Origin of the sequence: Candidatus Providencia siddallii, from assembly GCF_964026685.1 — a bacterium.
GTDB classification, from domain to species: domain Bacteria; phylum Pseudomonadota; class Gammaproteobacteria; order Enterobacterales; family Enterobacteriaceae; genus Providencia_A; species Providencia_A siddallii_A.
On record NZ_OZ034688.1, the window covers coordinates 556,313 to 579,209 of the forward strand.

The 22,897-nt window shown below is 22.7% G+C and carries 19 protein-coding genes and 1 tRNA gene; 14 read left to right on the forward strand and 6 right to left on the reverse strand.

All coding sequences use genetic code 4. From position 1 onward, the window contains the following. Positions 1-21 precede the first annotated feature (21 nt). The 7 genes from cmk to AAGD61_RS02395 all read left to right on the forward strand — a co-directional run bounded on the left by cmk (position 22) and on the right by AAGD61_RS02395 (position 7,566). On the forward strand, positions 22-711 hold the full coding sequence (cmk, locus tag AAGD61_RS02365) for a (d)CMP kinase (RefSeq protein ID WP_341764855.1): 690 nt from the start codon (positions 22-24) through the stop codon (positions 709-711). 146 nt (positions 712-857) lie between these two features. After that, on the forward strand, positions 858-2,534 hold the full coding sequence (gene rpsA, locus AAGD61_RS02370; RefSeq protein ID WP_341764856.1) for a 30S ribosomal protein S1: 1,677 nt from the start codon (positions 858-860) through the stop codon (positions 2,532-2,534). Between the two features lie 26 nt (positions 2,535-2,560). Then, positions 2,561-2,839, forward strand: coding sequence for an integration host factor subunit beta (gene ihfB / locus AAGD61_RS02375; RefSeq protein ID WP_341764857.1), 279 nt, complete (start codon positions 2,561-2,563; stop codon positions 2,837-2,839). A 338-nt stretch (positions 2,840-3,177) separates the two neighbouring features. Further along, the gene (msbA, locus tag AAGD61_RS02380) at positions 3,178-4,923 is read left to right on the forward strand and encodes a lipid A ABC transporter ATP-binding protein/permease MsbA (RefSeq protein WP_341764858.1); all 1,746 of its coding nucleotides are present in this window, start codon (positions 3,178-3,180) and stop codon (positions 4,921-4,923) included. Next, positions 4,920-5,942: a tetraacyldisaccharide 4'-kinase gene (gene lpxK / locus AAGD61_RS02385; protein WP_341765301.1), complete on the forward strand. Its 1,023-nt coding sequence runs from the start codon at positions 4,920-4,922 to the stop codon at positions 5,940-5,942. The genes msbA and lpxK overlap by 4 nt, the downstream gene beginning before the upstream one ends. A gap of 20 nt (positions 5,943-5,962) precedes the next feature. Next, positions 5,963-6,700, forward strand: coding sequence for a 3-deoxy-manno-octulosonate cytidylyltransferase (gene kdsB, locus AAGD61_RS02390; protein ID WP_341764859.1), 738 nt, complete (start codon positions 5,963-5,965; stop codon positions 6,698-6,700). 236 nt (positions 6,701-6,936) lie between these two features. Continuing rightward, the gene (locus tag AAGD61_RS02395) at positions 6,937-7,566 is read left to right on the forward strand and encodes an MBL fold metallo-hydrolase (RefSeq protein WP_341764860.1); all 630 of its coding nucleotides are present in this window, start codon (positions 6,937-6,939) and stop codon (positions 7,564-7,566) included. Positions 7,567-7,737: 171 nt separating this feature from the next. Here AAGD61_RS02395 and AAGD61_RS02400 read toward each other — a convergent pair whose 3' ends face one another. From AAGD61_RS02400 to AAGD61_RS02415, 4 genes are all read right to left on the reverse strand, one after another. Beyond that, positions 7,738-8,928, reverse strand: a complete 1,191-nt coding sequence (locus AAGD61_RS02400; RefSeq protein ID WP_341764861.1) for an amino acid aminotransferase — start codon at positions 8,926-8,928, stop codon at positions 7,738-7,740. 136 nt (positions 8,929-9,064) lie between these two features. Further along, entirely contained in the window at positions 9,065-10,162 is a 1,098-nt protein-coding gene (locus tag AAGD61_RS02405) for a porin (protein ID WP_341764862.1), read from the reverse strand. A 212-nt stretch (positions 10,163-10,374) separates the two neighbouring features. Next, positions 10,375-11,775 (reverse strand): asparagine--tRNA ligase, encoded by a 1,401-nt coding sequence (asnS, locus tag AAGD61_RS02410; protein WP_341764863.1) that lies wholly within the window; start codon positions 11,773-11,775, stop codon positions 10,375-10,377. 624 nt (positions 11,776-12,399) lie between these two features. Further along, entirely contained in the window at positions 12,400-13,458 is a 1,059-nt protein-coding gene (locus AAGD61_RS02415; protein WP_341765302.1) for a 3-deoxy-7-phosphoheptulonate synthase, read from the reverse strand. Between the two features lie 1,093 nt (positions 13,459-14,551). On the opposite strand from AAGD61_RS02415, the gene AAGD61_RS02420 reads away from it, so the two are divergent. The 6 genes from AAGD61_RS02420 to sufE are packed head-to-tail and all read left to right on the forward strand — an operon-like array spanning position 14,552 to position 20,192. After that, the gene (locus tag AAGD61_RS02420) at positions 14,552-14,920 is read left to right on the forward strand and encodes an iron-sulfur cluster assembly accessory protein (RefSeq protein ID WP_341764864.1); all 369 of its coding nucleotides are present in this window, start codon (positions 14,552-14,554) and stop codon (positions 14,918-14,920) included. 17 nt (positions 14,921-14,937) lie between these two features. Beyond that, on the forward strand, positions 14,938-16,443 hold the full coding sequence (gene sufB / locus AAGD61_RS02425) for a Fe-S cluster assembly protein SufB (protein ID WP_341764865.1): 1,506 nt from the start codon (positions 14,938-14,940) through the stop codon (positions 16,441-16,443). A 32-nt stretch (positions 16,444-16,475) separates the two neighbouring features. Then, positions 16,476-17,219 (forward strand): Fe-S cluster assembly ATPase SufC, encoded by a 744-nt coding sequence (gene sufC, locus AAGD61_RS02430; protein WP_341764866.1) that lies wholly within the window; start codon positions 16,476-16,478, stop codon positions 17,217-17,219. Continuing rightward, the gene (gene sufD, locus AAGD61_RS02435) at positions 17,197-18,498 is read left to right on the forward strand and encodes a Fe-S cluster assembly protein SufD (RefSeq protein ID WP_341764867.1); all 1,302 of its coding nucleotides are present in this window, start codon (positions 17,197-17,199) and stop codon (positions 18,496-18,498) included. Before sufC ends, sufD begins: the two co-directional genes overlap by 23 nt. A 6-nt stretch (positions 18,499-18,504) precedes the next feature. Next, entirely contained in the window at positions 18,505-19,743 is a 1,239-nt protein-coding gene (locus tag AAGD61_RS02440) for a SufS family cysteine desulfurase (protein ID WP_341764868.1), read from the forward strand. Between the two features lie 32 nt (positions 19,744-19,775). Next, positions 19,776-20,192, forward strand: a complete 417-nt coding sequence (gene sufE, locus AAGD61_RS02445; RefSeq protein WP_341764869.1) for a cysteine desulfuration protein SufE — start codon at positions 19,776-19,778, stop codon at positions 20,190-20,192. A 35-nt stretch (positions 20,193-20,227) separates the two neighbouring features. Here sufE and AAGD61_RS02450 read toward each other — a convergent pair. Together AAGD61_RS02450 and AAGD61_RS02455 are read right to left on the reverse strand one after the other, a co-directional pair. Further along, positions 20,228-20,304: transfer RNA gene (locus AAGD61_RS02450), tRNA-Val, on the reverse strand. A 71-nt stretch (positions 20,305-20,375) separates the two neighbouring features. Next, entirely contained in the window at positions 20,376-21,749 is a 1,374-nt protein-coding gene (locus AAGD61_RS02455) for an MATE family efflux transporter (RefSeq protein WP_341764870.1), read from the reverse strand. Between the two features lie 145 nt (positions 21,750-21,894). Here AAGD61_RS02455 and AAGD61_RS02460 point away from each other — a divergent pair, with 145 nt between their 5' ends. Then, positions 21,895-22,515 carry a riboflavin synthase subunit alpha gene (locus AAGD61_RS02460; protein WP_341764871.1) on the forward strand — a complete coding sequence of 207 codons (621 nt, stop codon included), beginning with the start codon at positions 21,895-21,897 and terminating at the stop codon, positions 22,513-22,515. Positions 22,516-22,897: the final 382 nt, after the last annotated feature.

The window sequence follows — 22,897 nt, forward strand, 5'->3', positions numbered from 1 at the left end:
ATTTATAATTTAAGGAAAATTATGCCAATAATTATACCTGTAATAACAATTGATGGAACAAGTAGTTCAGGTAAAGGAACAGTTTGCAATATATTATCTAATGAACTTAAATGGAATTTTTTAGACTCAGGTATAATTTATCGAACATTAGCATTAGCAGCAATATATAAAAAAATAAATACAAAATCAGAAAATTCATTAGTATCATTAATAATAAATTTAAATGTACGTTTTGTTTTTAATAAACATATTGCTAAAATTTTTTTAGATGGTAAAGATATTACAGATAAAATTAGAAATGAAAATATTAGTATTTTAGCATCAAAAATAGCAACTTTTAAAAAAGTTAGACATGCTTTATTATTTCTTCAACGTTCTTTTAGAAAATTACCTGGACTTATCGCTGATGGTCGTGATATGGGCACTGTAGTTTTTCCTGATGCATCAGTAAAAATTTTTTTAGATGCTTCATTACAAATACGCACTAAACGACGAATGAAACAATTACAAAAAAAAGGATTATATATAAATTTTGAAGATCTTTTAAAAAAAATAAAAGAACGTGATCTACGAGATCACAACAGAGAATTTAATCCTCTTATTGCTGCAAAAAATTCATTAATACTAGATTCTTCTAAAATGTCAATTGAAGAAATTATTAAAGTTATAAAAAATTATATAAAAAAAAAATATAATTATTATTATATATAAAATTTTATAAATTAATATATTATGTAATACATAATTATTTTTAAAAATACATTATACAACTAAGGATTGTTGTATGACACATAAAATAACTACAATTATTGCTGGATGCTAAATGTACGTTTATATAAAATTTTGAAATTATAAAGATGACTGAATCATTTGCTAAACTCTTTGAAGAATCTTTAAAATATATTAAAACACGTCCTGGTTCTATTATTAACGGCACAATTATTTCTATAGATAAAGATGTCGTTATAGTTGATGCTGGGTTAAAATCAGAATCATCGATACCAATAGAACAATTTAAAAATTCTAATAATGAATTAGAAATTAAAATTAATGATAAAATTGATGTAACTTTAGATACAATAGAAGATGGATTTGGTGAAACGATTTTATCTCGTGAAAAAGCAAAACGTCATGAATCATGGTTAAAATTAGAAAAAGCTTATGAAAAATCTGAAATTATAACTGGAATTATTAATAGTAAAGTTAAAGGTGGATTTACTGTAGAATTAAATAATATTCGAGCTTTTTTACCAGGATCATTAGTAGATATACGACCAATTCGTGATACAACTATATTAGAAGGAAAAGAACTTGAACTAAAAGTAATAAAATTAGACAAAAAACGAAATAATGTTGTAGTTTCAAGACGTGCTGTAATTGAATCAGAAAACAGTGTCGAACGAAACCAACTTTTAGAAAAGTTACAAGAAGGAATGGAAATTAAAGGTATTGTTAAAAATCTTACTGATTATGGAGCTTTTGTAGATTTAGGCGGTGTAGATGGGTTATTACATATAACAGATATGGCATGGAAACGTGTTAAACATCCAAACGAAATTGTTAATGTTAGTGATGAAATTAATGTTAAAATTTTAAAATTTGATAAAGAACGTATAAGAGTATCACTAGGACTAAAACAATTAGGAGAAGATCCTTGGGTCTTAATAGCAAAACGTTATCCAGAAGGAAGTAAATTAACTGGACGTGTTACTAACTTAACTGATTATGGATGTTTTGTTGAAATAGAAGAAGGTATTGAAGGTTTAGTACATGTTTCAGAAATGGACTGGACCAATAAAAATATTCATCCTTCCAAAGTTGTTAATATTAATGATATTATTGAAATAATGGTTTTAAATATTGATGAAGAACGAAGAAGAATTTCATTAGGGATAAAACAATGCAATTGTAATCCATGGAAAAAATTTGCAGAAACACATAATAAAGGTGATTCTGTAAAAGGAAAAATAAAATCAATAACTGATTTTGGAATTTTTATTGGTTTAGATGGTAATATAGATGGACTTGTGCACTTATCTGATATTTCTTGGATTACAAATGGTGAAGAAGCAGTTCGTAACTATACAAAAGGTGATGAAATATCTGCAATTGTTTTACAAGTAGATGCAGAACGTGAACGTATATCATTAGGGATAAAACAGTTATATGAAGATCCATTTAATAATTATTTATCAAATATAAAAAAAGGAAATATAATTTCTGGTGAAATAATATCAATAGATAATAAAAACGCAATTGTTAAAATAAGTGAAGGTATAGAAGGTTGTATACGATTACAAGATTTTTCAAAAGATCATATTAATGATTTATCTAAAATATTATCTATTGGTGATAATATAAATGCCAAATATATTGGAGTTGATCGTAAAAATAGAATAATTAATTTATCTATTCGAACTAAAGAAGAAAATGAAGAAAAAAACAACATTGTAACAGCAAATAAAAAAGAAATATCCAATTTTAATCATAATACCATGGTTGAAGCTTTTAAAGCAGCTAAGGAAAATAATTAATATTTTTTAAAATAAAAAAAAGAAAAATGACAAAATCAAAATTAATTGAAAAAATAGCTAATAATCAATCTAAATTTTCATCGAAAATAATAAAAAATACTATTAAAGAGTTACTTGAGTATATAACTAATTCACTAGCTTCTGGTAAACGTATTGAAATCCGTAATTTTGGAAGTTTTTATCTTCACTATCGTAGACCACGTATCGGGCGTAACCCAAAAACAGGAAAACAAATTAAATTAAAAGGTAAATATATACCACATTTTAAAGCAAGCAAAATACTGCGTGAACGTATAAATAATTAAAATAAATAACTATAATTATAAAAATAAAACTTATAAGTTATAATATAAATATAAAAATTAAACAGCACTTACATTTTTATTAGTGCTGCATTAAAAATAAAATTCAATACATAAATATCTTATTAAATATTTTATTATTTAAAAATATATTTTTAAATTTTTTTATATCATATATATCATATAATGCATATATTTATATAAACGTATAATTTTTTATATTATAAATAGAAATATAAAATACTAAATATAAATAATCATAAATTATATAAACAAATATTAAAATTTAATTAAATGAAATATATATAATAAAATGATTATGATAGATTTTATAACAACTAATGGACAAAAAAAAACTTTATATAAAAAAAACATTTCGTAGATTATGGCCAAATATTTCGCCGTTTAAATCAAGATTAATAATTGCATCAATAGCTCTTATGATAAATGCTGCTAGTGATGCTTTTATGATTTCATTATTAAAACCTTTACTAGATGAAAGTTTTCATAAAACAGAAAATAATATTTTCAAATTACTTCCTATAGTAGTATTAGGTTTAATAACGATTCGTGGGATATCAGCATTTATATCTACTTATTGCATCTCCTGGGTAGCAGGAAAAGTTGTTATGAATATGAGAAGAAAATTATTTCAACATATGATAGGTATGCCTGTTAGTTTTTTTGATCAACAACAAACAGGTACATTACTTTCAAGAATAACATATGATTCTGAACAAATCGCCTCATCATCTTCAGGAGCATTAATAACTATAATTCGTGAAAGCACTTATATTGTAGGTCTTTTTATAGTTATGTTTTATTATAATTGGTTATTATCATTAATTTTAATAATAATATCTCCTGCTGTTTTTATTACAATTCATATTGTTTCAAATCGTTTTCGTCAAATTAGCAAAAATATGCAAACTAGTATGGGAAATATTACATCAAGTACTGAACAAATGTTAAAAGGACATAAAGAAATTTTAATTTTTGGAGGGCAAAAAATTGAAACAAAACGATTCAATATGATTAGTAATAATATACGTTGTCAAAATATGAAAATGATAACTGCTTCTGCAATCTCAGATCCAATTATTCAACTAATAGCATCAGTTGCGTTAGCACTTATTTTATATTCTGTAAGTTTTCCAGAAATTCGAAATCAATTAACTCCTGGAACTATTGCTGTAATTTTTTCTACAATGTTTGCATTAATGAGACCTTTAAAGTCATTAACTAATGTTAATTCGCAATTTCAACAAGGAATGGTAGCTTCACAAACTTTATTTAACATTTTAGATAGTGCACAAGAAAAAAATGAAGGAACAAAAATATTAAAAACAATAAAAGGAAATATAGAGTTTGTAAATGTAACATTTACATATGCTACTAAAGATCATCCAACATTAGAAGATATTTCATTTAAATTACCAGCTGGTAAATCTATAGCATTAGTTGGACCTTCAGGCTCAGGAAAATCAACAATAGTAAATTTATTTACACGATTTTATGAAATAGATAAAGGAAGTATACGTATTGATGGTAATGATATTCGTGATTATACATTAGAATCATTACGTAACAAAGTTGCTTTGGTATCACAACATGTTTATTTATTTAATGATACAATTGCTAATAATATTGCATATGCAACAAACATTGATTATAGTAATGAACTAATAGAAAAAGCAGCAAAAGCTGCTTATGCAATGGATTTTGTCTCTAAATTGGATAAAGGGTTAAATACAATAATTGGAGAAAATGGTGTTACGCTTTCCGGCGGTCAACGACAACGGATTGCTATTGCTAGAGCTTTATTACGAGATGCTCCTATCTTAATTTTAGACGAAGCAACATCGTCATTAGATACTGAATCTGAACGTAAAATTCAATCGGCATTAAATAAACTTCAAAAAAATAGAACATCTTTAATTATTGCTCATAGACTTTCAACTATCAAAAATGCAGATGAAATTCTAGTTGTTCAAGAAGGTAAAATTATAGAACGAGGAGATCATATAACATTATTAAAAAAAAATGGAGCTTATGCTCATCTACACAAAATACACTTCAATCAATAATAGAACAAATTTGGTTTAATAAATCATGGTTATATATATTATTAATACCATTATCTTTTTTATACGAGCTCATAATATTCTTAAAAAAAATAAGTTATAAAATAAAATTATTACGTTCATGGAAATCACCTATTCCTGTGATTATTGTTGGTAATATTACAATAGGAGGTAATGGTAAAACTCCTGTAGTTATATGGTTAGTTGAATCATTAAAAAAAGAAGGGTATAAAGTTGGAGTTATATCAAGAGGATATAAAGGAAAAACAAAAAAATATCCATTAATTGTTGACAGCAATACCACAACACAAACTGCTGGAGATGAACCTATATTAATTTTTCAACGTACAAAAGTACCTATAGCTGTTGCTCCAAAACGAAAAAAAGCAATACAAACATTATTAAATAAATTTATTTTAGATGTGATTATAACAGATGATGGGTTACAACATTATGCATTACAACGTGATTATGAAATTATAGTGATTGATGGACAGAGACGTTTTGGAAATGGATTTTTATTACCAGCAGGACCTATGCGTGAACGCAAAAATAGATTAACAAAAGTAAATGCATTAATTATTAATGGTGGTAATTCAATAGAAAAAGAAATAGAAATGTCTCTTGAAGGAAATTTTTGTATAAATCTTTTAACAAAAAAAATATGTAAAATTACAGATTTTAATTCTGTTGTTGCTATAGCAGGAATTGGTTTTCCTTATCGCTTTTTTATGTATTTAAAAAACAAAGGATTAATTTTGATTAATACTTATGCTTTTTCTGATCATAAATATTATAAATTACAAGAACTTATTTCTTTAACAAAACAAAATGAAATTTTATTTATGACAGAAAAAGATGCTGTTAAATGTCAAAATTTTGCTCAAAACAATTGGTGGTACGTACCAATATATGCTAAATTAAATAAACAAAAATCTAAAATAATTTTAAAAGAAATAAAAAAAATTATTTTAAAAAAAAATTTAAAAAACATTAATTATTGATATAATATATCAATATAAACAATTTTTATAAAAAGCCAATGTTTACTATTATTATACCTGCTAGATATTCTTCAACACGTTTACCAGGAAAACCTCTCATAGATATCAACGGTAAACCAATGATTGTTAGAGTAATGGAACAAGCTATAAAATCTAATGCAAAAAGAATAATTATTGCAACAGATCATAAAGATATTGCTAACGTTATAACTAAAAACGGCGGAGAAATTTGTATGACAAATAACTACCATCGTTCTGGTATAGAACGAATAGCAGAAGTAATAAATATTTATAAATTTTCAGATGATGAAATTATTGTTAATGTACAAGGCGATGAACCATTTATTCCACCAGAAAACATTAATAAAATAGCATATGATTTTTTAAATAAAAAAACTAACATGATTACGCTTGCCACTCATATTAAAAAAAGTCAAGATTTTTTAAATTCTAATATAGTAAAAGTTGTTATAGATAAACAAAATTATGCTATTTATTTTTCTAGATCTCCAATACCATGAAATGCAAAATATTTGTTTACAAAAAGTAAAAATACTAATAATTTATTACGTCATATAGGAATTTATGCTTATAATGCTGGATTTATACGTCATTATATCAATTTAGAACCTAGTCCATTAGAAAAAATAGAAAAATTAGAACAAAATAGAGTTTTATGGCATAGAGAAAAAATATATGTTAGTATTGTTAAAAAATATTATAATCATAGTATAGATACTTTAGAAGATCTAAAATCTATTAAAAACTTTAACTAAAAAACTAATAATATTTTAAAAATATTTAAATTTAATATAAAAATAAATATAATTAATTATAACCTTAAAACACATTGATATTAAATAATTATAGCATATATAATATATCTAAAAATCTAATAAGTTTTTTAACAAAAATTATTAATATAACAAAATGTTTTTATTAATATTTTATTATATTAATAATTTAAATATCTTGTTTTTATGAAATATTTTTATAATTTTTAAATACATATATGAAATATACTATCATCCCAGTAACACCATTAATGCAAAATTGCCATATATTTTGGAATATAAATTCAAAAAAAGCTGTAATAGTAGATCCAGGTGGTGATGCAAAAAAAATAATTTCTATTATTAATTTTAATAAATTAAAACCAATAAAAATATTGTTAACCCACGGGCATTTTGATCATATAAGTGCTTCGTCATTTATTTCTAATCATTTTTCAATACCAATTTACGGACCACAAAAAGAAGATTTATTTTTAATAAAAAACTTAACTAAACAAAATACAATGTTTCAAACTGATAATTATAAAGAATTTACTCCAGATTATTGGTTAAATGAAGGAGATAAAATTTTTTGTGATAATCTTATATTTGATGTATTACATTGTCCTGGACATACACCAGGACATATAATTTTTATAAATTTTTTTTACAAAATTATTTCTGTCGGTGATATATTATTTAAAGGAACAATAGGACGAACTGATTTACCAAGAAGTAATTATAAAGATCTCATTAATTCAATTAAGAAAAAAATACTACCGTTAGGAAATAATTACTATTTTATTCCAGGACATGGTGAAATATCAAATATTGGTCATGAAATAAAAACTAATTCATTTTTATTTTAAAATATAAAATATATTTAACAATATATTTTATTATAAATGTAATACCAAAATTTTAATTTATTTTTATTAAATTATTAATAACTTTTATAATATTTCAGTAAATAAATAATATATTAATTTTATTGAATATTAATTTATTTATTTAATAAATTAATATTAATATAAAATATACTATAATACACTCACAAGTGAATTACATAAGTATTCAATATTCTTTAAAGTAATTCCAGCAACATTTATTCGACCAGAATTAATCATATAAATACCAAATTTATCACGAAGACATTTTATTTGTAAATTTGTTAAACCACTTAAAGAAAACATGCCATATTGTTTTTTTATAAAACTAAAATCTACTTTCACATCTTTTTTTTCTAATATTTCAACTAATTTATTACGAATAAATTTAATTCGATTGCGCATAATAGTTAATTCGTTTATCCAATCTTCTCGTAATAATTTATTATTTAAAATAGTAGTTACTATTGCTGCTCCATGTGCTGGAGGTGTAGAATAATGTGAACGAACAATAGATTTTATGTGACTAAGTACATTATTTGCGATATCATTATCTTTTGTAACAAAAGTACAAGCACCAACACGATCATTATATAAACCAAAATTTTTTGAAAACGAACTTGCTATAATTATTTCAGGGTTATTTTTAACAAAAATACGTAAGCCATTAACATCTTCATCTAAACTTTTATAAAAACCTTGATACGCAAAATCAAAAACAGGTAAAATATTTTTTTTCGAACAAAATTCAGAAAGTCTTACCCATTGATCAAAATTTAAATCAACCCCCGTTGGATTATGACAACAACCGTGTAAAACAACAACATCTCCATCGATAGCATGCGATAAATCATTTAACATACAATCAAAATTTATATTATGATTAACATCATCATAATAATTATAAGTCATAACTTTAAAACCAGAAGATTTAAAAATATTTTTATGATTAGGCCAACCTGGATTGCTAATCCATACAAAATTAACTTTAGTTTGTTTAGCAATAAAATCAGCGGCAATACGTAAAGCGCCAGTACCACCTACAGTTTGAACTGTACAAGCACGATTGGATATTATTATTTCATGATTAAACCCAAATAATAATTCTTGAGTTATACGATTAAATTCTTTTATTCCTTCAATAGAAAGATAATTTTTATTATCTTTATCACGTAACAAAAAAGTTTCAGCTTTTTTTACACTATTAAGTATTAATGTTTTCCCATTATTATCTTTATAAATCCCAATACCTAAATTAATTTTATTAATACGTAAATCAGAATTAAAATCATCTAAAACACCTAAAATAGGATCTTCCTTAATAAAAATAATTTTTTCAAACATATTTTTAGTCCAAAATAATTATAACTAAAAAACAAAATTTAAATAAATTACACATAATAATTTAATTATTTAAAACTTATTTAAAAACTTTAAAACCAAAAATAAATATAGCTTATATAATTTTATTAATTCTAATTTAAATTTTATAAGAAAAACCTAAACCAATTAAATTATCAGTATTTATACTCATTTCTTTAATAAAATCTGTGTTTTTCAATAAATTTATTTTATAATCAACAACCATATAAATATTCTTATTAAAAACATAATAAGAACCAATAGAAATATATTTTAAAATATTTTTATTATCATAAATATCTAAATTTTTACATTTTGACTTAATAAATGCAAAAGACGGTTTTAAACCAGAATCAAATAAATATTGTACTACAAATTCAGTATTTTTTGTTTTATTCGCAATATAATTAGTTTTACCAAAATGAGATACATTTAATGCTTCACCGTACATCGCTGCAAAATACAAATTATTTCTATCTAATTTACTACCAATATTCCATGCTTGAGCATTGCTATCGTAAGCAAAATCTTTAATTTTTTGCATCTCAGGACGAATAGAATTAAAATAACTACCACCTAAAGTTAAACCATTACCAATTGAATAAGTACTTGAAATTCCATAGCCTTCACAGTTATCCCTATAATATAAATCAATATTATTATTATTTTCAATATTTTTAGCTTGATATTGTAACGCCAAATTCAAACCTTTTATATAACCAAAACCATTTTTATTTCTATATGTTAATAGATTTCTATTGCGACCAGTCATATAAGTATCAGTTTGAGAAATTGAATCACCGCCCCAAATTGGCAACACATCAGTCCATGATGATATATCATATATTATACCATAATTACGACCATAATCTATAGAACTTAAATCAACAAATTTCAAACCTATATATGATAAACGATTTTTAACAATATTATTATCCTCGCCTTTATTAATTTTAGTTTCATATTCAAAATTAACAAAACCTATTAAATCATCAATAATTTGTTTATCACCTTTAACTCCAAAACGAACACGTGAATTATCAATATCATCTATTTTAATACCAGAATTACCTTTTGCATTAGAAATGGAATGACGTATATTAATTTTAGCATTAATGTCTAATTTATTATTATTTTTATTATAAATTTCAATTGCATTAACTTTATTTATACTAAACAAAAACAACATAAATAATGCGATAATATTATTCTTCATTGTTTTACCTTATTTAAATATTATTTAAAATCCTTAATAAATCTATTTTTTATACTAAAAAATAATAATTTTAATTTACAAAAAAAAAAAAAAAAAAAAAATAAATTTATTTACTAAAAATACTTTTTTTATAAAAAATAAAAATATAAAACCAAAATTTTCAAAAGTACTTTTTTTAATAAAAAATTAATTTTTTATTAATATAAAACTGATTAAAAATCTATATTTTTTGGTGTACGTGGAAAAGGAATTACTTCTCGTAAATTTTTCAAACCAGTAACATATGCTACTAAACGTTCAAAACCAACACCAAAACCAGAATGAGGCACTGTGCCATAAGAACGAAGATCACGATACCATTTATAATTTTCTTTTTTTATATTCATTTCATTTAAACGTATATCTAACATATCTAAACGTTCTTCGCGTTGTGAACCTCCAATTATTTCACCTATATCTTGCATTAAAACATCCATAGATGCTACTGTTTTTTTATCTTTATTAATTCTCATATAAAAAGCTTTTATATCTTTTGGATAATTTTTTACAATTACAGGGATTTTAAAATAACATTCTGTTAAATAACGTTCGTGTTCAGAAGAAAAATCAATTCCCCAACTAATTGGTTTTTTAAAAAAATTCTCATGTTTTTTAAGTATTTTTATAGCATCTGTATATTCAATTTGAATAAAATCAATATCTTTAATTTTTTCAAGACGAGAAATAACATTTTTATTAAAATTATTGACAAAAAAATTTAAATCGTCTAAACATTTATGAAGTACTTCAGAAAAAATATACTTTAACATTTTTTCTGCAATAACAATAATATCACTTAAAGTTGCAAATGCAACTTCAGGTTCTATCATCCAAAATTCGGCTAAATGTCTACTTGTATTTGAATTTTCTGCTCTAAAAACAGGCCCAAAAGTATAAACTTTACTAATAGCTGTAGCATAAGCTTCACAATTTAACTGTCCAGATACACTTAAAAATGCTTCGCGACCAAAAAAATCTTTACTAAAATCAATTTCATTTTTACCATTACGATATAATTCATTGTAATTTAATGTAGAAACTCTAAACATTTCACCTGCTCCTTCAGTATCAGAAGCAGTAATAATAGGTGTTGTAATCCAAAAATAACCTTGATCACTAAAAAAACGATGAATAGATTGAGCTATTACATGACGAATACGAGCAACTGCACCAATTAAACTAGTACGTGGCCGCAAATGAGCAACTTCACGTAAATATTCAACTGTATGATATTTAGCTGATATTGGATATGTATCAGGATTTTTAACCCAACCAACAACATTTACTTTAATAGCTTTTATCTCAAAATTTTGATTTTGAAATGGAGAATTTTTTATAATTCCTGTTATTATAACTGAACAAGCTGTAGTAAGTAATAAAACTTCAGTTTTATAATTAGATAAATTATTATTTACAATAACTTGTATTGATTTATTACAAGATCCATCATAAATAGTAAGAAAAGAAAAACCTGCTTTTGAATCCCTTCTGTTACGTACCCATCCTTGAATAGTAACTTTTGAATTAACAATTATTTTATTTTGTATAATATCAACTACAGAAACAACATTCATAAAAACTCACTCTTAATTTTTGAAAAAATAATATATTTATAAAACATTTAATGTTTTGTTAAACTTTTTAATATTTATTTATTTTTCTATTACATAATATACTATAAAAAACAAACATTTAGTATCAACTTTATTTAATAACATATCCAACTTATTTTTTTATTTAAAATTATATATTTATAAATATCGAAATAATTATAAATTTCAATTAATTTTCAAAATATTTAATAAAATTAATTTTTATATATCAAATAACAATACATCATATTAAAATTTTTTATAAAAAAACTATATGATTTTTATATTTAATTGTTTTAATATAAAATTAATTACATTATAAAAAATAAAATGTTTCTTAAATTAAATATTATACTATTTTAAATTATATAACTATTTTACATATAAAAATACGTTTATATGTACAATAAATAAATTAAAATTTATAATATTATTTATTCAAAAAAAATAATACAATATAAAACATATTACAAATATAAGTTTAATAAATAAATTTTATTTATTGAATTTATATGATTACTAAAAAATTAATTTTTATTAAAAATATATTGTTTTATTTTTCTAAAATAAATCAATATATAAAACAATGTATTTTTTAAGAAAATTTTAAAAAAACAATTTAAAACGATATTCAACAGCATTATTAAGAAGTTTTATAATTTGTTCAGTATCTTCCCATCCAATACACGGATCAGTAATTGATTGTCCATAAACTAAAGATTTTTTTAAAGAAATACTTTGTGAACCTTCAATTAAAAAACTTTCTAACATAACACCGCTAATTATAGTAGAACCGTTTTTAATCTGATTAGCAATATTATAAGCAACTTTTAATTGTTTTCGATAATTTTTTTGACAATTACCATGACTAAAATCAACCAATAAATGTTCTGGTAAATTAAATTTACGCAATTTATTAGAAACATAAGAAAGTTTTTTAAAATCATAATTTGGATTTTTTCCACCACGTACAACTATATGTCCATAAGGATTACCTTTAGTTTTATATGCAACCAATTGTCCATTTTTATCTTGTGATAAAAATATATGTGTTGTTCTTGATGAAAGAATAGCATCAATAGCAATTTTTATGCAACCTTTAGTACTATTTTTAAATCCAATTGGGAACGATAAAGCAGAAGCCATTCCTCGATGAATTTGACTTTCAACTGTACGAGCACCGATTGCCCCCCAACTAATAAGATCTGATATATATTGAACTATAATAGTATCAAGAAATTCTGTGGCAACAGGTAAACCAATTTCATTTATTTTTAAAAGAAGCTTTCTAGCTAACTTAATACCAATATTTATTTTATATGAATTATCTATATTAGGATCAAAAATTAAACCTTTCCAACCAATTACAGTACGTGGTTTTTCAAAATATGTACGCATAATGATTTCAAGATATTTTTTATATCTTTTACGTAATATATTAAGTCTTTTTGCATACTCAATAGCAGAGTTTATATCATGAATAGAACATGGACCTACGATAACCAATAATCGAAAATCATTTTTAAATAATATCTTTCTAATTCGTTTACGTGCATTTATTACATTTTTAAAAATTTTTTCAGAAATAGAAATTTCATTTATAAGATTCTCTGGTGTTATTAATTTATCTATCTTAAATACACGTAATTTATCAATTCTATATAATTTATCTAACATTTTAATATAAAAACATTTTTATTTTTATTTTTAAATAATATCAAACTATAATTTCAATTAAATATACTATATATTGTAAAAAATCAATATTTCAAAAATTCAATTTTGTTAACCAATATCAAACAATAAATTATATATACAATAAAAATATTTTATTAATTCAAATAAAATATTAATGCGCTATATGAAAATATTTTTTTAAATATATAACTAAAAAATTTAAAAAAAATAATAAAATATTAAATAATAATTAAATTAACATAAGTAATATATTTTACTTTAAAAGTAATAATCTAATAAAAACAAAAACATAATAAAATTATAAATAATAATATAAAAACTAAGAATGCTAATACATAATATTCATTATATAGATATTCACAATAAAAAAACAAAACTATTTAATATATTGAATATTAAGAATTTTTTTTACTTTTTATTAATACTTAATAATTACATAAAATAAATTAAAATTATTTTTTTAGTTAAATATTATTTTATTAATAATTTATATAATTCAAATATAAGTTTTAAAAATAAAACATCAAAATTTACTTTTTAATACATCTAAAATAATATAATATGTTAATTTAATAGAAAAAATAACTTTTAAATAACTAAATTATAAAATTTTAATAACAATTTTATTATTAAAAAACACTTGATGTATTACAATTTATACGTATATTATTATTTATAGGTTTTTAAATACATAAAAAATTTACTAGATAGAACTTAAAATGAATATTGTTAATATGTTTAAAATAAACATATTAATTTAAATCAATATGTTTAAAAACTATATCATTTTATATTTAAAAATATCTTAGCAAACATATTTTTATAAAATACATAATTTAAGTAAATTAAACATTATATATAAATATGATTTAAAAACGATTTATGATTTTGTTTTTTTTAAATATTTTATTTTTATATATTAATACAACTAATATATTTTTAACAAAATACAATCTTTTAAAATAATACTAGAAATAAAATAACAATTTTTAACATTATATAATAATAAAATTATTTTTTTTGATAAAATGTTAACAAAATGATAAATTAAGAGGTTAATATGAATGATTGTATAAAAAAAAAACAATATATTAAAAAAAAATGGAAAGGAATTAGTATAACATATAATGCAGCAAAACAAATAAAAAAAATAATGACACAAAATCCAAATGCAAAAGGTATTTTATTTAACATAAAACAATACGGATGTGCAGGTTTTGGATACATTTTTGAAATAATAGAAAAACCAACAAATAATTATTTATCATTTGAACTAGATGGAACATATATTTATTCACCAAAAGAAGCAATGCCATTTATTGATGGCACAATAGTAGATTTTGTTCAAGAAGGACTTAATCAAACGTTCAAATTTAACAACCCAAAAGCTCAACATGCCTGTGGATGCGGACATAGTTTTAGAGTTTAACATATAAAAATAATATTATGTCATATAGCAATATAAAAATTAATAATGACGTTCAAAATTTAATAAATATCAAATATTATAAAGAAGGTTTTTATACTGAAATAGCATCTGATATAATAAAAAAAGGAATTAATGAAAAAATTATTAAAATTATTTCTAAAAAACGAAATGAACCTGAATGGATGTTACAATTTAGAATTGAAGCTTTTAACCAATGGAAAAAAATGAAAGAACCACATTGGTCAAAAGCAAAATATCCAAAATTAAATTACCAAAACTATATTTATTATTCTGCACCATTATGTAATTATTGCAATAATTCTTGTGATTCTAAAAAAAATAAAAATCAAAAAAATAATTTTCTAGAAAAAAATAAATTTTTAAATCCAAAAATAAAAAAAACATTTAATAAATTAGGAATCCCACTTCATGAAAAAAAATCATCTGTAGCAATAGATGCAATTTTTGATTCTGTTTCAGTATCAACAACGTACAGTAAAGAGCTTGCTAAACAAGGTATAATTTTTAGTTCATTTAACGAAGCTATTAAAAATCATCCTGATCTAGTACAAAAATATTTAGGTACTGTTGTTTCAAACAGCGATAATTTTTTTGCAGCATTAAATGCAGCAGTAGCATCAGATGGTACTTTTGTATATATTCCAAAAGGAATTCGTTGCCCAATGGAATTATCAACTTACTTTCGAATTAATTCAGCAAAAACAAATCAATTTGAACGAACAATATTAATTGCTGATGAAGATAGTTATGTGAGCTATATAGAAGGATGTTCAGCACCTGCACACAATAATTATCAACTGCACGCTGCAGTTGTTGAAGTAATTATTCACAAAAATGCTGAAGTAAAATATTCAACTATACAAAATTGGTTTTCTGGATTTAATAATAAAAAAAACGATGGAATATTAAATTTTGTAACAAAACGAGCTTTATGTAAAGGCGAAAATTCTAAAATGTCTTGGACGCAATTTGAAACTGGATCAGCTATAACTTGAAAATATCCAAGTGTTATTTTAAAAGGAGATAATTCAATTGGTGAATTTTTTTCTATAGCATTAACAAATGGAAAACAACAAGCTGATACAGGAACAAAAATGATACATATAGGAAAAAATACAAAATCAACGATAATTTCAAAAGGAATTTCTGCTGGTAATAGTCAAAATACTTACCGTGGACTTGTAAAGATCTTTCCAAGTGCAAATAATGCACGAAATTTTACACGATGTGACTCTATGCTTATAGGATCAAAATGTATTGCTAATACTTTTCCATATATAAAAGTAAAAAATAATACAGTTCAATTAGAACATGAAGCAACAACTTCAAAAATAAGCGAAGATCAACTTTTTTATTGCTTGCAACGTGGAATTAATGAAGATTCTGCTATAACAATGATTATAAATGGATTTTGTAAAGATGTTTTCACAAAACTTCCATTAGAATTTGCTATAGAAGCACAAAAATTACTAGCAATTAACTTGGAATACTCAGTTGGTTAACTATAATGTTAAACAACAAAAGGCATATTAATATGTTAAGTGTTAAAAATTTACACGTTAGTGTAGAAAACAATAAAATTTTAAAAGGATTATCACTAGATGTAAAACATGGTGAAATACATGCTATTATGGGACCTAATGGTTCTGGTAAAAGCACATTTTCATCAACATTAATAGGCAAAGATGAATATAAAATAGAAAAAGGTGAAATTATTTTTAAAGGAAAAAATCTTTTAAAAATGACACCGGAAATACGTGCATGCGAAGGAATATTTTCAGCTTTTCAATATCCAGTTGAAATTCCTGGAATAACTAATTATTTTTTTTTACAAACATCAATCAATTCTATTAGAAAATATAGAAATCAAAAAGTATTAGATCCTTGTGATTTTCAAGATTTTATTAAAAATAAAATAAAATCACTAAATATGTCTGAAAATTTATTAAAACGTTTTGTAAACGTCGGTTTTTCTGGAGGAGAAAAAAAACAAAATGATATTTTACAAATGGCTATACTTGAACCACAATTATGTATTTTAGATGAAACTGATTCAGGATTAGATATAGATGCTTTAAAAAATATCGCTAAAGGAATAAATTCTTTACGAACAAAAACCCGTTCATTTATAATTATAACTCATTACCAAAGAATTTTAAATTATATTCAACCTGATTTCGTTCATATTTTACATAATGGGAGAATAATTAAATCCGGCGATTTTAATTTAGCAAAAACATTAGAGGAGCATGGTTATGATTTATTTATCAATAAATAATAAAAAAGAAAAAAAACGTGCTCAAATAAAAACTATTAATACAAAGATAATAACATTATTTAATACACTCTTAAATGAAAATAAAAAAAGATATTCAAAACATATAAAAAAACACTGAAAAATAGCAAAAAAAATATGTTTTTCAGCAATAAATCATAAAGAATGGTATTATTCAATACTAAATTATATTTCAAGTTCAAAATATCAATTAAATAATTTTAAAAATATCAATAAAAAAAAAATTAAAGAACTCTCTTTACAATTAGATTCTTATAAAATAGTACTAATAAATGGTTGTTTTGATAAAAAATTAAGTTCAACTAATATGGGTCCATTTAAAATTTCAAACACACAACATGTATTACCAAAAGCAATAAAAAGTAATTTTTTTTTACATATCAATGAATGTTTTGTAAATAAACCATTATTTATATATTTATCGGCAAATAATTTTATTGAAAAACCATTATATTTATTAAATATTTCAAGTGGAAGTAATAAACAAGAAATTAGTATAAATCAATATCGTTATCACTTAATTATAGATACAAACAGTAAAGCATATGTAATTGAACATTTTGTTAGCTTAAATAAAAAAAATCATATTACCGGTGGACGTTTAACTGTTGAAATAAAAGATAATTCTGAATACAATCATTTTAAATTAAATGATGAAAACAATCAAGCTAAACATTTTTCTGATAATGATATTTTTATAGGAAAAAATAATAAAATAAAAAGTAATAATTTTTTATTAGGAGGTTTTTTAACTCGTAATAGTATAAATTCTTGCATAAATGGAAAACACTCTGAATTAGAAATAAATAGTTTATTAATACCTAAAAATAATGAAATAATAGATATTCAAACATATGTTGAACATAAAAAAAGTTTATGCAATAGTAATCAATTACATAAAATAATAGGAATGGATAAAAGCAAATCTATATTTAATGGTCTAATAAAAGTAAAACCGATTGCAATAAAAACAAATGCTAAAATGACTAGCAATACATTACTTTTAGGTGAACAAGCAAAAGTTTATAGTAAACCACAATTAGAAATTTATACAGATGACGTTAAATGTAATCATGGTACAACAGTAGATTATATAAATAAAGAACAATTATTTTATATGTGTTCTAGAGGAATTAATAATAAAATTGCAAAAAAAATGATAATATTTTCTGTTGCTACTAAATTAACAGACACAATTAATTTAAAAGAATTAAAACAAGCTGTAATAAAAAAAATACACCAACGTTTAATTGAGATTTAAAAAACTATGATATTTGATGTTAAAAATATAAAAAAAGATTTTCCTTTTTTTTCACAATTTATAAATAATCATCCTATAGTTTATTTAGATAGCGCAGCAAGTGCACAAAAACCTATACAAGTAATAAAAAAACAATCAGATTTTACTTTATATAAATATTCTGCTGTGCATCGTGGAATACACACTCTAAGTGCAAATGCTACTAAAATGATAGAAGATATTCGAAAAAAAGCAGCAAATTTTATAAATGCTTTTTCTAGTGAAGAAATTATATTTGTAAAAGGAACAACAGAAGCTATTAATTTAATAGCAAATAGTTTCGGTCGTAATTTTTTTTTAAAAGGCGATAACATTATTATTACAGAAATGGAACATCATTCCAACATTGTTCCATGGTATATTTTAGCTGAACAAATTAATATTACTATCAAAATAGTACATATTTATAATAATGGGGAATTAAATTTAAATGAATTATATAATTTAATTGATTCTCGTACACGTTTATTAAGTTTAACTCATATTTCAAATGTATTAGGAACTGTAAATCCAATACAAAAAATTATAAAAAAAGCAAAATCAATAGCAAAAAAAAAAGGTGTTTACCTATATGTTTTAATTGATGGTGCACAAGGCATAGTTCATAAAAAAATAAATGTTCAAGAAATAGATTGTGATTTTTATGTATTTTCTGGACATAAATTATATGGGCCAACAGGAATTGGGATATTATATGGAAAAGAAAATATTCTTAAAAAAATGCCACCTTGGGAAGGTGGAGGAGCTATGATTAAAGATGTTAATTTTAATAATAAAATTACATTCATAGATTCACCTTGGCGCTTTGAAGCTGGAACACCAAACATAAGTGCTATTATTGGTTTAGGAGCCGTTTTTGATTATCTTATTAAAATAAATTTAACAAATATTTTTATACATGAAATAAATATAATAAAATATACACTAGCGAAATTAAAAGAAATACCAAATATTATATTATATGGAAATGAAAAATGTGAAGGTGTATTATCATTTAATTTAGGAAGATACCATGCATACGATATAGGTTTATTATTAGATAATTATGGAATCGCAATACGCACAGGTCATCATTGTGCTATACCATTAATGAAACACTTTAATGTTACTTCAATGTGTCGCATATCTATTGGAATGTATACAACAAAAAAAGATATTGATTATTTATTTAAAACACTAAAACATATAATAACTATATTAAATTAATATATAATATTATTATTTTCAGGAAAATTAATATGTTAATATTACCGGATAAAAAAAAATTATTACTAAATTTTTCATCTTGTAATAACTGGGAAGAACGTTATTTATACATAATTAAACTTGGAAAATCTCTTCCTAAAATATCTAATTCACAAAAAAATAACTGTAATTTTATTTTAGGTTGTCAAAGTAATGTTTGGATAGATATAAAAAAACAACAAGACAAAACAATTATATTAACTGGTGATAGTGATGCTATGATAGTAAAAGGATTATTATCTATTGTTATTATATTGTTTCAAGGAAAAACAGCTAGTCAAATATTAAAACAAGATTTTGAATCTTATTTTAAACAACTTGATTTAAAACGACATCTAACAACATCACGTACTCAAGGTTTAAATTCCATAATTCGTAATATATTTACTCGTGTAAATAAATTAATATAAATATTAATATTTATATTAATAAAATTAATTTTTAATGGTGCGTCCAAGCAGATTTGAACTACTGACCCCCACTATGTCAAAGTGGTACTCTACCAAGCTGAGCTATGAACGCATTAAAAAATATTTGTCATAAATACTAATTGTATATAAAAATTATAAAAAATAAAAATATTATTTTTTCAGTTATTTATTTGATTTTAAAAAAATAAAAAAAGCAGTTTGTTTATGAATCCAATAAATTCGTGTTACAATACCAATTGCAGAAGAAGTTAATCCAATAATAAAACCAATCCAAAAACCTTTAGGACCCATAGCAAAAGTAACAATATCAGTTAAAGATAATATATAACCAAAAGGTAACCCTAAAACCCAATAAGCTGTAAATGTAATAAAAAAAATAGAACGTGTATCTTTATATCCACGTAAAATACCTGATCCAATAACTTGTATAGAATCTGAAAGTTGATAAAAAGCTGCGAATAACATTAAATTCGATGCTAATGAGACAACTTCTAAGTTTTTATTATACATAATAGCAATTGATTCACGAAATATAGCAGTAATAATTGCAGTTACACATGAAACACAAAAACCAACAACTAATCCAGTATATGATGATACTTTAGCTGCATCTATTGATCGCATACCAAGATTATAACTAACACGAATAGTTGACGCAACACCTAATGATAATGGAAAAATAAACATAATAGAACTAAAATTAAGTGCAATTTGGTGTGCAGCAACAGCAACTATTCCAAAAGGAGAAATAAATAATGCTACAACCGCAAATAACGTAACTTCAAAAAATAATGATAATCCAATTGGTAAACCTAATCTTATTATACGCTTTAAAATTAAAAATTTTGGAAATGAAAAAGAATAAACTGACACAATGTCGTAATACGCTGGAGCTTTTTTTATATACCATCTCATAATTATACACATAATCCAATAAACTGATGCAGTAGCAATTCCACAACCTACACCACCAAACGCAGGAACACCTAAACGACCATAAATAAATGTATAATTAATTGGAACATTAACAATTAAACCTATAAAACCGATAATCATTCCTGGTTTTGTTTTTGATAATCCATCGCATTGACTACGATAAACTTGATAAAATAAATAACCAGGAACACCACACATAATCGCACGAAGAAAACGAACTGATTTAAATGATAACTCATTATCAATATGTAATATATTATTTATAAAATAATTACTATTATAAAGTAAAAACATAATACAAAGTGCTAAAAAAAAAGCTAACCATAAACCTTGTTGAATTTGATCAGCAATTAATTTTCTACGACCAGAACCATTCATTTGAACAATTATAGGTGTTAATGCCATTAATACACCATGACCAAAAAGAATAATAGGCAACCAAATCGAAAGACCTATAGCAATTGCAGACATCTCAATTTCACTAACACTTCCTGCCATAACAGTATCAATAAAACCCATAGCAGTTTGTGAAAATTGAGCAAGTAAAATAGGAATTCCAATAGTTAATAAACTACGCGCTTCTATAAAATATTTCTGCACGTATACACCTTTAAATTTTTAAAATTATTAAATTATAACATAATTAAAAAAATATTTTTATTTCATATTAATTGATCTAATTATTAAAAAATATATAATATTAAAAAAATAAAAAACTAAAATTAATAATAAAACAAGGAATATTATGTTTACAGGAATTATTGAAAATACAATGCAAGTTATTAAAATAATAAAAAAAAATAATTTTCAAAAACATATTTTAGAATTTAAAAAAGAACTTTTAACTAATTTAAAAATTGGTGCATCAGTTTCACATAACGGTTGTTGTTTAACTGTGACAAAAATTAATAAAAAAAAAGTTACTTTTGATTTAATTAAAGAAACATTAAAATTAACTAATCTAAATAATATAAAAGAAGGTGATTTTATTAATATTGAACGTTCTGCAAAATACGGAGACGAAATTGGCGGACATATATTATCAGGTCATATTATAACAACTGCTAAAATAATAAATATTTCAAAATCAAAATATAATTATCAAATTTGCTTAATTCTAAAAAACTTAAATATCATGAAATATATTTCATATAAAGGTTTTATTGCTATTGATGGCATAAGTTTAACCGTAGGAGACATTAATGAAAAAAATTTTTTTATAAATTTAATCCCAGAAACAATTTTAAAAACAACTTTAGGAAAAAAAAATATAGGTGATGTAGTTAATGTTGAAATAGATTCTTACACACAAACTATCGTAAATACAATTGAGAATTTAAAAAAAATAAAAAATAATTTTATATAAAATAACTATATTTTATTTTAAATAAATAATATATAATTAATATATATAAAATATCAATACAAAAAAACTATTTATTTTATTATAAAAATATTTAAAACTATTACATAAATTTCAAAACATTTTAAAAAATTAATTCATATAAGTATTTTTTATATAAAAAAATACTTATATTTTTTTTTAAAATCAAAAACTTATATATCAGTATTAAATTTAATATCTTATTATTAAAATAAGAACAATTTAAATATTTCACTCATTATATGAGGTGAGTGATTTATATAAAATTTATATTTTTGTATGAACTGATAATTGTTTTTAGTATGACTATATTGATTATTTTTTATAAAAAACACAATTAAAAAAGTGTTTTTTGTACCACGTA